General features: G+C 34.3%; 11 protein-coding genes. 3 read left to right on the top strand and 8 right to left on the bottom strand.

Annotation, left to right across the window (positions count from 1 at the left end):
* Nucleotides 1-88: 88 nt before the first annotated feature.
* Nucleotides 89-760, bottom strand: a complete 672-nt coding sequence (gene folE / locus H8R22_RS07170) for a GTP cyclohydrolase I FolE (protein ID WP_187009775.1) — start codon at nt 758-760, stop codon at nt 89-91.
* 231 nt (nt 761-991) lie between these two features.
* Nucleotides 992-2,185, bottom strand: coding sequence for a pyridoxal phosphate-dependent aminotransferase (locus H8R22_RS07165; protein WP_187009774.1), 1,194 nt, complete (start codon nt 2,183-2,185; stop codon nt 992-994).
* A gap of 125 nt (nt 2,186-2,310) precedes the next feature.
* Here H8R22_RS07165 and H8R22_RS07160 point away from each other — a divergent pair, with 125 nt between their 5' ends.
* On the top strand, nt 2,311-3,639 hold the full coding sequence (locus H8R22_RS07160) for a retropepsin-like aspartic protease (RefSeq protein WP_187009773.1): 1,329 nt from the start codon (nt 2,311-2,313) through the stop codon (nt 3,637-3,639).
* Nucleotides 3,640-3,697: 58 nt separating this feature from the next.
* Here H8R22_RS07160 and H8R22_RS07155 read toward each other — a convergent pair whose 3' ends face one another.
* Complete coding sequence (locus H8R22_RS07155) at nt 3,698-4,087, bottom strand: DUF1573 domain-containing protein (protein WP_187009772.1); 390 nt, start codon at nt 4,085-4,087, stop codon at nt 3,698-3,700.
* A gap of 237 nt (nt 4,088-4,324) precedes the next feature.
* Between H8R22_RS07155 and H8R22_RS07150 the strand changes: the two genes are divergently transcribed.
* Both H8R22_RS07150 and H8R22_RS07145 read left to right on the top strand, forming a co-directional pair.
* Nucleotides 4,325-6,958 (top strand): valine--tRNA ligase, encoded by a 2,634-nt coding sequence (locus H8R22_RS07150; protein ID WP_187009771.1) that lies wholly within the window; start codon nt 4,325-4,327, stop codon nt 6,956-6,958.
* A gap of 241 nt (nt 6,959-7,199) precedes the next feature.
* Nucleotides 7,200-7,577 carry a hypothetical protein gene (locus H8R22_RS07145; protein ID WP_187009770.1) on the top strand — a complete coding sequence of 126 codons (378 nt, stop codon included), beginning with the start codon at nt 7,200-7,202 and terminating at the stop codon, nt 7,575-7,577.
* Between the two features lie 127 nt (nt 7,578-7,704).
* Here H8R22_RS07145 and H8R22_RS07140 read toward each other — a convergent pair whose 3' ends face one another.
* From H8R22_RS07140 to H8R22_RS07120, 5 genes are all read right to left on the bottom strand, one after another.
* Entirely contained in the window at nt 7,705-9,930 is a 2,226-nt protein-coding gene (locus H8R22_RS07140) for a TonB-dependent siderophore receptor (RefSeq protein WP_187009769.1), read from the bottom strand.
* 229 nt (nt 9,931-10,159) lie between these two features.
* Complete coding sequence (locus H8R22_RS07135; protein WP_187009768.1) at nt 10,160-10,540, bottom strand: ribosomal maturation YjgA family protein; 381 nt, start codon at nt 10,538-10,540, stop codon at nt 10,160-10,162.
* A gap of 14 nt (nt 10,541-10,554) precedes the next feature.
* On the bottom strand, nt 10,555-12,432 hold the full coding sequence (locus H8R22_RS07130; protein WP_187009767.1) for a M14 family metallopeptidase: 1,878 nt from the start codon (nt 12,430-12,432) through the stop codon (nt 10,555-10,557).
* Between the two features lie 159 nt (nt 12,433-12,591).
* Nucleotides 12,592-13,077, bottom strand: a complete 486-nt coding sequence (locus H8R22_RS07125) for a DUF6265 family protein (RefSeq protein ID WP_187009766.1) — start codon at nt 13,075-13,077, stop codon at nt 12,592-12,594.
* Nucleotides 13,078-13,244: 167 nt separating this feature from the next.
* The gene (locus tag H8R22_RS07120; protein WP_187009765.1) at nt 13,245-15,536 is read right to left on the bottom strand and encodes a DNA topoisomerase 3; all 2,292 of its coding nucleotides are present in this window, start codon (nt 15,534-15,536) and stop codon (nt 13,245-13,247) included.
* Nucleotides 15,537-15,608: the final 72 nt, after the last annotated feature.

Below are 15,608 nucleotides of genomic sequence, written 5' to 3'. Positions count from 1 at the left end.
TCTTTTTATTTTTACAGAAAAAATAAAAAGGATTTTCACTTCAATCAGGGCTAGGCAATTATGAAATTAATCAAATAATGTGCTTAATCTAGAATTTTGTATCTAATTTAATATAGTCCAAAAATTCTCTACGAGCTTGTGGTTCTTTAAACTTACCACCAAACTCAGAGGTTACTGTGCTACTTTCTATATCACTAATTCCTCTTGAATTCACACAAAGATGTTTTGCATCGATAACACAAGCAACATCTTCAGTTCCTAAGGCTCTTTGTAGTTCTTGAACTATTTGCATGGTTAAACGTTCTTGAACTTGAGGCCTTTTAGAGTAATATTCTACGATACGATTCATCTTAGAAAGACCAATAACTCTTCCGTTAGATATGTAAGCAACATGCGCTCTTCCTATAATAGGTAAAAGGTGGTGTTCACAAGTAGAATATAAAGTGATGTTTTTTTCTACTAACATCTCTCCATACTTGTAATTATTTTCAAATGTAGAAGCCTTTGGTTTTTTCTCAGGATTTAAACCTCCAAAAATTTCTTTTACAAACATTTTTGCGACACGATTGGGTGTGCCTTTCATGCTATCGTCATTTAAATCCATTCCCAACGTCAAAAGGATGTTTTCAACGTCTTTTTTTATTTTTTCAATTTTTTCATCATCAGTAATGTCAAATGCATCTTCTCTTACTGGGTTATTTGCACTAGATGCTATGTGGTTGTCACCCATTTCATCTTGTAATTCGTCCTTATTTATCATTAAAAGCTACTATTATTGAGTGTATATTTTTAGGGCGTAAAGATAATTAATAAAAGCTAAACATTTTCTAAAGGTTTTATTAATTAATCATCTCTTTTAATGCCACTAATTAAATGCTGGTTTTATTTGTCACATGCGTAAAAAAATAAGGCAGTAACACATTATTCGTTACTGCCTTATCAAGTTTCATTTTGTCACTATCAAGTGATAAATAATTGTATAACTATTATGTTATTTAGCGTTGTATACGCTAATTGCTTCTTTTAAAATTTGCACCGCTTTAATTAAATCTTCTTTTTTCAAAACATAAGCTATTCGTACTTGATTAAGTCCTACTCCTGGTGTCGAATAAAAACCGGCTGCTGGTGCTACCATAACAGTTTCACCTTCAAAATCATAACTTTCTAATAACCATTGCGCAAAATGATCAGCGTTGTCAATAGGTAGTTCTGCAATACAATAAAAAGCACCTTTTGGATTCGCTACTTTCACACCTTCGATTTTATTCAACTCAGCTATCAGTGTGTCTCTGCGTTCTCTGTATTCTGAGATTACTTCGTCAAAATAACTTTGTGGTGTGTCTAGAGCTGCTTCTGCTGCTACTTGTGCAAACGTTGGAGGACTCAAACGTGCTTGTGCGAATTTCATTGCCGTAGCCATCAATTGTTTGTTTTTTGAAACAATACAACCAATTCGTGCGCCACACATACTATATCGTTTTGAAACCGAATCAATCATGATCGCGTTTTCTTCTAGTCCAGGAATATTCATAACAGAGTAATGAACGTCTCCGTCATATGTGAATTCTCGATATACCTCGTCAGCAATCAAAAATAAATCATGTTTTTTAACCAGTGCAGCGAGTTGCATCATCTCTTCTTTTGAATACAAATAACCTGTTGGGTTTCCTGGATTACAAATTAAGATTGCTTTAGTTTTAGGCGTGATCAATTTTTCGAAATCTGCAATAGGAGGTAAAGCAAAACCAGTATCTATTGATGAGATTACAGGGATTACAGTTACTCCCGATGCTGTCGAGAAACCATTGTAGTTAGCGTAAAATGGCTCAGGGATAATGATTTCATCTCCTTGGTCCATGGTGCTTCCCATTGCAAAAAGCAAGGCTTCAGAACCACCGGTCGAAATAATGATGTCTTCTGGATTTATTGGTAAACCCGATGCTATGTAAAATTGAGAAAGTTTGTTTCTATAGCTTTCAAATCCAGCAGAATGACTGTATTCTAGTATTTTAATGTCAATATTTTTAACAGCTTCCATGGCAACTTCAGGAGTTTTGATATCCGGTTGTCCAATGTTTAAGTGGTATACTTTATTTCCTTTTTTCTTTGCGATTTCTGAATAGGGAACTAATTTACGTATTGGTGACTCCGGCATTTGAGCACCTTTGTTTGATATTTTTGGCATAGTGATAATTATTAAATTGCAAATTTGCGATTTTTTTCTCGAATTATAGGTTGTACAACCCCTTAAAAATTGTTAAATATGGAATAAAATGTGAATTTTTAAGTAATTTTATAGAAACCTTTTTTATGAAGAAAATAGTGCTAAGTGCTTTTTTATTTATTTGTTTTAGTTCACTCATGGCTCAAAATGGCTTCGTTTTTAATAAAGAAGCGAAAAGAATAAAAATACCATTTCAATTAATCAATAATCTAATTTTTATCCCATTGCAGGTTAATGGGACTGAACTGACTTTTATGCTAGATTCCGGTGTACAAGAGACCATTTTATTTAGTTTAGAAGAAAAAGACAGTATAAGCTTATTGAATACGGAAACTATTGAACTTAAAGGGTTAGGGAGTAAAGATGCTGTAGCTGGATTAAGATCTACTGGAAATCAATTAAAAGTAAAAGGTATGGTTTCTGAAGACCACATGATATATGTGATTTTAGATGAATCATTTAACTTGTCTTCTAAAGTCGGAATTCCAGTAAATGGTATAATTGGATATCCCTTTTTTAGAAATAATTTGCTGGAAATAAATTATGCAAATAAAATGTTAGTTTTTCATCGTGACAGAACGAAATTTAGGAGAAAACTAGAAAAAAAGTATAAATCCACTACGATAACCATTGAAGGCAATAAACCTTATGTGCAAGCAAATGTTACTGTGGGAAGTAGGGAAGTGCCAGTTAAACTTTTAATAGATACGGGACACAGCGATGCCTTGTGGTTATTTGAAAATAAATCAGTTGATATAAAAGTCCCTTCAAAAAATTTTGATGATTACCTTGGTAAAGGGTTTAGTGGTGATATTTATGGTAAGCGAGCATTAATTTCTGAATTTAAGATCAATGATTTTAAATTTGAAAATCCAATCGCAGCATTTCCAGATTCTACTTCTCTTAAACATGTTAAAATGGTTTCTGGCCGACTTGGTTCGGTTGGTGGTGAGATATTTAAAAGATTTTCTGTTGTATTTGATTACAAAAATGGACAGTTGTTTCTTAGGAAAAATTCAGATTTCAAAGCTTATTTTAACTACAATAAAAGTGGCATCGAAATAAGAAACGCGGGAATGCAATGGGTTCAGGAGACTATTTCTTTAAAATTAGAGACGAAGAAAAGCGATTATAACACAACTATAAATGATAACTTAGTTAATAATTTTAGATATAATTTTAAGTTAAAGCCCATATATGAAATTGACAATGTTCGAAAGAATTCTGAATCAGCTAAGGCGGGTTTATTAGCTGGTGATATTGTTAAATCAATTAACGGTAAGGAGGTTCAGAGATACTCCTTGAATGAAGTTAATTCTTTACTTAAAGCAGAAAAAGAGAAATGGATAACAATAGAGGTAATTAGGAAAGGCAGACTATTAAAATTTAGATTTAAACTGCTGAAAATTTTATAAAAAAAGTAGCTATCGAAAAAGGGTTTCCAATAGCTACTGTATTAATAGGATCTAAGAGTTATTTACTTACGACTTCTCCTTTTATTTTAAGAGGAATTCTACCTTCATCGTAATTAATTGCGTTAGATTCAACTGTGATTGTTTTTCGAATCGGACCTTCAGTCATGTTATACTTTACATCAATCTTTGAGGATTTACCTGGTAAAATAGTGTCGTTTTGCTTTGATAAAATAGTGCAATTTGATGTTGTTTGCACAGATGAGATAATTAAAGGTGCATCACCAGTGTTTGTAAATACAAAAGAACGTATTCCGTTGTCTTTTTCTTTGGTTATTGTTCCATAATCGATAGTATTGTTTTTATCTTTAAAATCAATTTTTGGTCCATTTTGAGCAAAACCAATACTACTTATCAGAAAACCTGCTACTAATGGTATTATTTTTTTCATTTCGATTTAATTTAATCAAAGTAAATATAGAATCTTTTTATTAGGAGACAAATTTTTAATTCTCTTTTTATAGTCTACTTTATTATTTACTTTTGTTCCCAATACAAAGTACAATAATTAGACCAAATATAAAAAGTTTGTTTGCTGCCTTAATTATTTCAGAATAAGGAGGATTGAATTTTGCTCCACTCTACGAATGAATAAGAAAGACAACGATGAAATAAATCAGTATAAAAAATGACAATTCCTGCACAATTTGAAGCAAAGACTATTGAAGATAAATGGTATGCTTACTGGATGGAAAACAATTATTTTCATTCAGAGCCAGATCATAGAACACCTTATACCATTGTAATTCCGCCACCTAATGTGACTGGAGTCTTGCACATGGGGCACATGTTAAATAATACTATCCAAGATGTTCTAATTCGTCGTGCACGTCTTAAAGGATTCAACGCTTGTTGGGTACCTGGTACAGATCATGCATCGATTGCTACTGAGGCTAAGGTGGTTGCCAAATTAAAATCAGAAGGAATCAATAAAGCTGATTTGACACGTGAGGAGTTTTTAAAGCATGCTTATGACTGGACAGACAAATATGGTGGGGTAATTTTAGAGCAGTTAAAAAAACTAGGAGCATCATGCGACTGGGAGCGCACCAAGTTTACTATGGATCCTGATATGTCAGCATCTGTAATTAAATCTTTTGTTGATTTGTACAACAAAGGCTTGATTTACCGTGGATACCGTATGGTAAACTGGGATCCTGAAGCAAAAACAACTTTGTCTGATGAAGAAGTAATTTTTGAAGAAAGACAAGGTAAATTGTACTTTATCCAATATAAAATTGAAGGATCGGATGATTACTTAACAATTGCAACTACGCGTCCTGAAACTATTTTTGGAGATAGTGCAATTTGTATCAATCCAAATGACGAACGTTTTGCACATTTAAAAGGAAAGAAAGCTATTGTACCAATTTGTGGTAGAGTTATTCCTATTATTGAAGATGAATATGTTGATATCGAATTTGGAACGGGATGCCTGAAAGTAACTCCTGCTCACGATATTAATGACAAAACATTAGGGGAGAAGCACAACCTTGAAATTATAGACATCTTTAATGAAGATGCTACAATGAATAGTTTTGGTTTGCATTACCAAGGAAAAGATCGTTTTGTAGTTCGTGATGAAGTTGCAGTAGAGTTAGAAACTATTGGTGCGCTTGCAAAAACAGAAATACATTTAAATAAAGTTGGAACTTCTGAAAGAACTAAGGCGGTGATCGAACCAAGATTGTCAGATCAATGGTTCTTGAAAATGGAAGACTTAGTAAAACCAGCAATCCAATCTGTATTGGTTGATGGAGATATTAAATTGCACCCAGCTCGTTTCAATAATACGTATGCACACTGGTTGAACAACATTCGCGATTGGAATATTTCACGTCAGTTGTGGTGGGGACAACAGATTCCAGCTTATTTCTACGGGGATGGCAAAGAGGATTTTGTAGTTGCTGAAAACATCGAAGATGCTTTGGTTTTAGCTAAAAGTAAAACTTCTAACGACGCACTCCTCACTACTGACTTAAGACAAGATGTTGATGCCTTAGATACTTGGTTTTCTTCTTGGCTTTGGCCCATGTCGGTTTTTGGTGGGATAATGGATCCAGAAAGTGAAGATTTTAAATACTATTACCCTACAAATGATTTAGTAACGGGTCCAGATATTTTGTTTTTCTGGGTAGCGAGGATGATTATTGCGGGTTATGAATATACCGATAAAAAACCATTTACAAATGTATATTTGACTGGTTTAGTTCGTGATAAACAAAGACGCAAAATGTCTAAGTCATTAGGAAACTCACCTGATCCATTAGATTTGATCGAGAAGTTTGGTGCCGATGGTGTTCGTGTAGGATTGCTTTTAAGTGCTTCTGCAGGAAATGATATAATGTTTGACGAAGAGTTGTGTAATCAAGGAAAAGGGTTTACCAATAAAATTTGGAATGCTTTTAAATTAATCAAAGGTTGGGAAGTTTCAGATGCTATCCCACAACCAGAATCTTCAAAAGTAGCTATCGAATGGTATGAAGCTAAGTTGCAACAAACCCTTTTAGAAATTGAAGACAACTTTGAGAAATACAGAATTTCAGAAGCATTAATGGGAACTTACAAATTAGTTTGGGATGATTTCTGTTCTTGGTTCCTTGAAATGATTAAACCAGCATACCAGCAACCTATTGATAGCAAAACTTTTGCAAAAGCGATAGAAATGCTTGAAAACAACTTGAAATTATTACATCCATTTATGCCTTTCTTGACCGAAGAGATTTGGCAGATACTAGCACCGAGAACAAAAGAGGAGGCGCTTATCGTTTCAACTTGGCCAGAAATGAAGTCTTTTAGTGCTACTTTAATTGCCGATTTTGAAAACACAATGGAAGTAATCTCTGGAGTTAGAACGATTCGTAAGGACAAGAATATTCCGTTTAAAGATGCTATCGAGTTAAAAGCGATTAACAATGATAATGTATCGACTTATTTTGATTCGGTTGTAATCAAACTAGGGAACATCACGACATTAGAATATGTAACTGATAAAGTAGATGGCGCGTTATCGTACCGTGTTAATTCAAACGAATACTTTATTCCAATCACAGGAAATATTAATGTTGAAGAAGAAATTGCTAAACTGAAAACAGAATTAGAATACACAAAAGGTTTCTTGAAATCAGTACAGGGAAAATTAACTAATGAGAAATTTGTTAACGGAGCACCAGAAAAAGTTTTGGCTAATGAAAGACAAAAAGAAGCAGATGCCTTAGCAAAAATTGAGACTATCGAACAAAGTTTAGCAGGTTTGAAATAGTAAAAGGTTGTAAAAGTACAAAGCCCATCTCAATAACTGAGATGGGTTTTTTTGTAGTTAAAAAAAGCATTTAAATAATAGATATAAAGTGAATAGATTAGTGTTTTGTTTGTGTTTTATCGACAAACGACAGAGCGCCTGTGTTTTAAAGAGTTTTTTTTCCTTTTAACGATTTTACTGTTATAACTTTTAAATACAGAGTACTTTTGTTCTATAACACCACTATAGCATTTAAATACTAATGAAAAAAGTTTATAATCCAACCTACGTTAAGGAATACTATGAAGGGTATTCGCTGGGAATAAATCCCTTTTCATCACAACACTGTGCACAAAATAATGAAGCTGTTTTTGCTGGATTTATGTCAGGACGCTCAGAGTATGAACGCATGAATGGAGATGTCAGTTTTGGTATTCCAAAACGAATAGTGACTGATAAAGTTTTAGAGGATTTTCTTTTAGCTGGAATGTTAGGTATGGCTATTGATACCGATAATTATACACCGCATCAAATCGATACAATTTTAGTGTGGTATCAAAGTGGAGTAGAGAAATATGATCCTTCTCAGTACGAAAAGTTGTTTGATGCTTTGGAAGAAGAAGGAATTTCTTTTAGTTAGCATCAACATTAAGTATGTTGCTAATTAGGATAGCATTGTTTTACTAAGTTTAATAACTTCAATAAAAAAACTCGTTTAGTATTAAACGAGTTTTTTATTGTTTCTAAAATTTAAAAGAAGATATGGATTAAAATTTATATCTCAATGATGTAAGTACTTGTCTAGGTGCAATAGGGTTTACACTGTAGTTTTCGTGAACTGTGTAATTTAGTTCATTAGTGACGTTAGATAGCTTACAAAGTATTGAGAACTTTTTCCAGCTGTAACCGGCGCTCAAATCTATAGTTGTATATCCCGAAAGTGGCACTTCTCTGTCTTCTGTCGATAATGAACCTGGATTATTGACATCGTTAGTATATCTATTATTCCAGCCACCAACTCTATCACCAATATAGTTTCCAATTGCTCCAATGGAAAGTCCTTTTAATTTTCCTGAAGGTAAAGTGTAAAAGAAGCTCAAGTTTCCTGTATTTGCAGGTGTTCTAGCCAAACGATCTCCTTCAATAAAACTTCCCGCTAAACCGCTGGTCTTGGTATAACGCATATCGTTATAGCTATATCCAGCAATTAGGCTAAATCCTTCAAATGGTCTTGCAGTAATATCAATTTCTATCCCTTCACTGCTAGTAGCACCGCTTAGTTCTTTTATGTTTGAATCTATATTTGTAGTTCCGTCAGCTTTGAATTCTGCAGTTTGTGCAAGGTTACTATTATTAATTTGGTACAAAGTAACATTAGTAGTCAGCTTACCTTTGAAGAAATCTTTTTTAATACCAAGCTCATATTGATCAATGATTGACGCTTCGATTGCCTCACCATTCACAGTATTTCCAGAATTAGGTGTAAAAGAGGAACTATAACTTGCAAATAGCGAACTAGTAGAAGTAGGCTGATACACTAATCCAACTTTAGGAGTAAAGGCTTGGTCTGGACGATTAGGTGTAGTTGTAAGTTCTGCAGGAATTTTAGTTAAGTTGTAGGTATCTACTTTAGCTTCTTGCCAAGACCAGCGTAAACCAGCTAAGACTTTAAATTTATCGGTAAGCGATATTAAATCTTGTGCGTAGATACCAAAACGGTTGGTATCTGTTTTTACTACACGTGTTGTAGTTGCATCTGGTATGCCTACACCTTGGTTGAAATTTTCAAAATCATAAATATTTCCGCTTCCGTAAGTTGTAGGGTTAAATGCAAAGTTGTACGATTGTAAAAAAGAATTTTCTAAATCTATTCCTGTAAATACCTGATGTTTTATTTTACCAGTCGCAAATGAACCTTGCAAGCTAATCTGTTCTCCAATAATTTGCTCTAAATTTTTAGTTTGACCTAAAGGACGGTTCCAGTTTCCGGCTGCATCCGGCTGAATACGTTCTGTTCCTTTTGATTCTCTTTCATAGTTTTGAAAAGAAGAATTAAAGTTTAACGTCCAATTATCATTAAAGTTATGATTAACTAAAGCAGATACTGTCGATTGAATAGTTTTACCATTTGACCATGTAGCTCCTAAATAAGTGCTTCGGGGTAAATCTACAATCTCTTTTCCTATTATGGCAGTACCAAAGTCAGGTGTCCAGTCGTCATTTAAATAATCTCCCTGTAAAGTGATTTCTGTTTTTGGACTCACTTTAAACAAGAACGATGGATTTACATAGAATCGCTCTTTTGATACAACATCTCTAAAGCTCTTAGAATTTTCATAGGATCCCGTAAAACGATATGCTATATAATCATTTAAAGGACCATAAATATCTATGGAAGGTTTGTAAAAAGAATAACTTCCCATTTGCATACTTACTTCTCCACCTTTTACAAATGATGGTGTTTTTGTTACCATGTTTAGAATGCCTCCTGGTGCTACGTTTCCGTATAAAAGGGCAGCACTTCCTTTCAAAATTTCTACTTTTTCTAAAGAAGAAACTTCAGGAATAGAACCGCTACTGAAGCGGAAACCATTTTTGAACATATTGTTAGCAGACATATCGTATCCTCTTGACCAAAATGATTCTTGAGCACCTCCACGAGCAGATCCTACATAAACACCATTAACATTCTTAATCACATCGCTTAAACGAATCGCTTGCTGTTGTGTTATAATTTCGCTGCCAATGATTTGTACACTTTGAGGAATATCGATAATTTTTAATCCAGATCTAATGGCCGAAACTGGTTTATGTTGTTTACTGCCATTAATCATGATTTCTTTTAGGACTTCTCCTTTATTCTTTTTAACAGTATCATTTATGGCTGTTAAAAAAGTATCATCAGGAGCGCTTTGATCTCCACTTTGAAAATTTTGAGCATTAGATGTTAAGGTAAATAGTAAGGCTAACCCTGGTAAAATTATATGTTTCATATCTTTTATTTAGAATAAGTAAAAATAATGATGCAAATATATAATGCGATTTTGAATCTGCAAAACTTATTTAGACTTAATATAAATAAAATTTTTAAGCAAATGTTTTTCAGTGAATTATGACTGCACTTTTATTCTTATTTAATCGGTATTTAGTCAAGAAAAGTGCTGAAACGACTACGTTAATTATTTCTAACCTATTTTTAAAAGCTGTTGCGATAGCAAATCGCTAGTTTTGTTTTATTATTAATTTTTCGATACCGATGATAAAGGCAAAACCCAATGTATAGGCAAGCATGTCTGACCAAGAGAAGGAATTTCCTAATATAATGGCAAGTAGTCGAGATTTTTGCAAACCAAGCGTAGATAAGAGATTAAGATATTGCGCTATTTCTATTATATAGCAAATAAGTAAGGCAATTGAGGCGGCACTTAAAATAGAATAGGGAAGTACTGTCTTGATAGCAGTATATAATAAAATAATTACAAGAAAATCCCCAAAATAAGGACGGATAAAATTGTCATGAAGGTAGAGAGCGATAGCAACTTCTAGTATGAAAATTGCTATCGCCCATATAAAGTAATAAATATTAAATTGAAATGACTTCACGGTTGTATTTTTAACTATAGCTGTCTACCTACTGGATAAAGTAAATAGTTCTTGTCATAGTATTTTGTTTTGCTATAAAACCATGCTAATATAGCGTTGGGATTGTTAGCAAACTTAGAATCAGTTGCTATTTTTAGTTCAAATTCTTTTTTAAGTTCAGGTGACTCTTGCAGCATTTTGATCGCCATCGGTTCCATAACGTACGACTCGACATATTCAGTTCGTTGAAAGATAGAAAGAAAGAACCCCCATCTAAAAAAAGAATCTTTGGATAGCGGTTCTAATAAAACCATCGCTAAATCGCCTAATGGCTGATCTGTAGTAATAAAAACAGATCCTTTAGGGTATACCCTTGTATTTGTCTCTGTTTTAGTTGTGCCGCTTACCTGCATATGACCTTCAAAAGGCTTCATTTGTTGGTTTTCATCTTCGACTTTTGCGTCTTCAATACGATACATCTCCAAAGTAAGTTCGTGTGCTTCTTCCAGCGTTTCCATTTTGATACCGTGTAGTTTTAAGCGCTCAATAACAACATCGCATGAGGCAGGAATCCAGTATCCTTTTGGTCGACTAATAAAATCAATTGGTTCGGTCGCTTTGTAGTTAACGATTTTTTGTTTGATTGGTTTGCCCAACCATTCTACATACTCTCCATCAGTAACAGTAGATTTTAATACTCTGGAGGCTATACCAGAGAAGACCAAACTATCTGCAGCTACTACAGGTGAGGTACTGCTTGTGAGGTCACTCAAATTATCAAATCGAACGGCAGTTTCCATTTGTGGTACTTTCCAAGCCATAGGAACTTTTAAATCTCTTTTGGTTTTATCAGCTTCAGTAATTTCTTGTAAGTTTTGTCCTTGCTTCGCTAGTAGCGATAAGGTACTTTCGAGTAAAATATAGGTTCCCAAAACTCTTTGTTTAAAGGGTTTTAAAGAGTGATTCTCGACTAATATAGAGGCCATATGGCGAAGATTTCCATAACTGTCAGAGAAGCGCGGCCCGCCAGATGTCACAATGTTTCCTTCGTTAAAATCTCTGTCATTTACGGCAAATAGCAATTGACCAGGAATATGGCCGTTTGACTTTAAATCCTTATCGGTATAGGTCTTAAAAGTAGTATCTAGCCATTGAGCAATACCAGGTGAGTTGCCTTGCAGCCCAATACCACCAAAGGTAATATCGTACTGGTAATCTGCGCCATCAGTCACATGTATATCCATGTAGAGGTCTGGGCTATAAACATTCATTACATTAACAACTGCTTTTATCTCTTTTGTGTCTAATTTGGCGTAATCTCTATTTAAGTTCAAATTTTGTGCGTTGGTGCGCCATCCCATATTTTCAGGACCTCTTTGATTAGGTCGGTTGTACGAGGAAGCGTTTTCATGAGCGTCGACACTTAATATTGGGATAAATAAGAAGTTAACCTTGTCAAGTAGATTACTTTTTCCGCCAAAAGCAATATCACGTAAAAGCATCATACCAGCATCTTTTCCATCTATTTCACCAGAATGAATTCCAGCTTGTACAAAAAGTGTTGGTTTTCCTGAATTTTTTAGTGCTTCGGCATCAAAGTTAGGTGTGTTTGTTCCTATAATCATGTAGATAAGTCGTCCTTCTACACTAGTACCGATAGTAACCATTGATAATAGAGGTGAAGCATCCGTTAGTTTTTTAAACCAGCTCATGGTTTCATCGTAATTAGGTGTTGTCTTAAAACCAGATTTTTCAGTTGGAGTGATCCAGCCATTTGTATTCTTAGCTATTAATTTTTCACTTTTACCGTGCCATTCTATACTTGGAGGTAATATGCTTTGCGCCCAATTGTCAGTCGTACTTAAAAACATAAAAACGATCAATACGGGTAATATTCTATTTTTAGTGCACATAGTTGAGTTTTAAATAATTTTGATTTTGAAGGATCTTTCTTTTATAAACAAGAAGTAAATATAACTATTTTAGTGAGCATGAAGATTTATTTATAATGCCACAAACAAAAAACCTCGCTTGTAATTGCGAGGTTGTAATTGAAATATAAAATATTTATTTTAGTTGCTTTTGACTAACGTATGTTTTTCCGCACTTGGTTTTTCTTCTATTACTCCTGAGATTGTAGTGATCATTTTGTTATTAGCTGCTTTTTGATAACTAATTTTTTGAGGGTAATCGTGCTTTGGGTTAACAAAAACAAGTTGGTTTTCGATAGGTGTATCTTGAGAGAAGGAAACAGCCTTATTGTGATTTTGTCCCTTTACGGTAGCTTTATACATTAGAGTTTCTCCTATTTGCTGTAAAACTATAGTTTCAAAATGAATGGTGTCTTTTGCATTGATGAAATAGGACTCGCCTTGGTAAGTACTATCGTTGGCTTTGGTCCAAATTTCTGATAAAACGCCATCAGCTGATTTGCTCTCCCATTTTCCTAAAAGCCAACTTGCAGTTTTGATTAATTCTTTTTCGCTCTTTTTTGAGTCATCGTTTTTACAACTAACAAGTGCCAAAAGAAGAAATAGAGATGCTATTTTTGTATACATTATTTTAAATGTTGAATGTTAAATCAAATCAGTATGCAATATTAGTAAAAAAATGAATAGCGCTAGATAATTGATGAAGTAGTATTTAAATACGAAATACAATTTGTTACTAATAATACAATTATCTGCTCCCAATCTTCAATATACTTTTAGATTAAAAAGATGGTTTAATAGCTCTCTTTCAATATTTGATAAACCAGTTCTTTGGTTGGTTTTTGAGTGCTTAATTTTGATCGAACTAAGTCAAAGGTAACTTTAAAGTCACAACCTGATTTATAGTGGCTACAGCCGTAAGCAGTATTTCCCTTCAGAATTTTCCCAGCTAAACATTTTGGACATTCCAATTCATTGGTTAAGGGTTTTTCTATCTTTTTCTTCGGCTCTAATTTTAATTGAAAGTCAACATCAAATCGCAAAAGACCTTCTACAATACCAGATTCTGTTTTGAAATCTTTTAAGTTAACAGTAGAACCTTTTTGTAGTAATCGCAAGTACTGATTCTCAGATATTTTTTTTTCGGCATACGTAAACGGTAGTAAAAACGTGCACCCTGATTTGTAGTTGGCGCAGCCGTAAGCTGATTTGCCTTTTATTAAAGTTCCTTTTTGGCATTTGGGGCAAGTCTCAGCTAAAATCCCTGCGGCTTTCTTTTTAACAATTTTCGCAACTTCTTTTTGGATGGTTCCTGTGTGCGATATATTAGCGCGTCGCGTTTCAGACCTAACTTCATCAACTAAAACGGCAATCATTTGCTTCATGTTGTTGATGAATGATGCTGCGGTGTACGTTCCTTTTTCTATATCCTTTAATTGCTTTTCCCATGATCCAGTCAATTCTGCTGATTTTACTAATTCGTTTTGGATAGTGTCAATCAATTGAATCCCAGTTGGAGTAGGCAAAACTTGTTTTTTATTTCGAATGATGTATTGCCTTCTAAAGAGCGTTTCGATGATGTTAGCTCTTGTTGACGGACGTCCAATTCCGTTTTCCTTCATTAATTCCCGTAAATCTTCATCATCTACTTGTTTTCCAGCAGTTTCCATGGCACGCAATAAAGTAGCCTCCGTAAATTGATTGGGTGGTTTGGTTTCCTTTTCCAAAAAAGAAGGTACATGTGGTCCTTTCTCACCTACAACAAAACTTGGTAAAAGATCTGCTTCTTTTTCTATGGTATTAGGGTCTTCAAAAACAACACGGAAACCTTTTTTCAGAATTTCTTTTCCGGTAGTTTTAAAAGTAACATCCGCTGCTTTACCAATTACGGTTGTGTTGGCCACAAGACAATCGTCATAAAACACAGCAATAAAGCGTTTGGTGATAATATCATACACTAGCTGCTGATTGTATTGCAATTTATTTTGAATCCCCGTCGGAATTATAGCATGGTGATCCGTTACTTTTTTGTCATTAAAAACTTTAGGAGATTTTTTTATTTTTTTTCCTAATAACGGCTGTGTGAGAGCAGCATAATTAGTTAGGTTTTGTAAAATACCGGGTACCTTGGGATAAATATCACTAGGTAAAAAAGTAGTATCAACCCTTGGATAAGTCACTACTTTTTGTTCGTATAATGTTTGTACAATTTTGAGAGTTTCATCTGCCGAAAAGCCAAACTTCGTATTGCAATAAACTTGTAAACCGGTCAGGTCAAAGAGTTTTGGTGCATACTCGTTACCATTCTTTTTTTCGACAGATACAATTTCAAACTCGCTTTCCTTGACTTTATCGGCTAAATTTTGTCCATCTTCTTTTTTTAGAAATCGGCCTTCCTCATAACTAAAAAGTATTTCTCTATACAAGGTTTGCAATTCCCAATAGGGCTGTGGCTTGAAATTTTCGATTTCTTTAAAACGATCCACCACCATGGCTAGTGTTGGCGTTTGTACACGTCCAATAGATAGTACCTGTTTGAATCCACCGTGTTTAACTGTATATAAGCGCGTAGCATTCATGCCCAGTAGCCAGTCGCCAATAGCTCGCGAAAAGCCAGCATAATACAAATTGTCGTAATTAGCCGATGGTTTTAAGTTATTGAAACCTTCTTTTATTGCTTCGGTGGTCAGGGACGAAATCCACAGTCGCTGTACCTCGCCTTTGTATTGGGCTTCGTTCATCACCCAACGTTGTATCAATTCTCCCTCTTGACCAGCATCCCCGCAGTTGATTACTAATGTGGCTTTGTCAAAAAGACTTTTTATAATTTTAAACTGTTTTTGAATGCCCGAATTCGGAACTACTTTAGTTTCAAATTTGTCAGGCAGCATAGGTAAATTATTCAAATCCCAACTTTTCCAGTGTGGTTTGTAATCGTTAGGTTCTTTTAAGGTACATAAATGGCCAAAAGTATAGGTTACGGCATAACCATTACCTTCATAAAAGCCATCACGCTTGGTGTTAGCACCTAAGACAGATGCAATTTCACGCGCGACACTCGGTTTTTCGGCAATACAGACCTTCATTATACTATATGTTTAAAGGCGCAAATTAGGGATTTAGAAATTAGCAAGGAAGAGAAATGCTTCGGAATTAAA

The sequence above is a fragment of the Flavobacterium kayseriense genome, from assembly GCF_014305095.1.
GTDB classification, from domain to species: Bacteria; Bacteroidota; Bacteroidia; order Flavobacteriales; family Flavobacteriaceae; genus Flavobacterium; species Flavobacterium kayseriense.
This window is presented reverse-complemented; position numbering and strand designations above follow the sequence as displayed.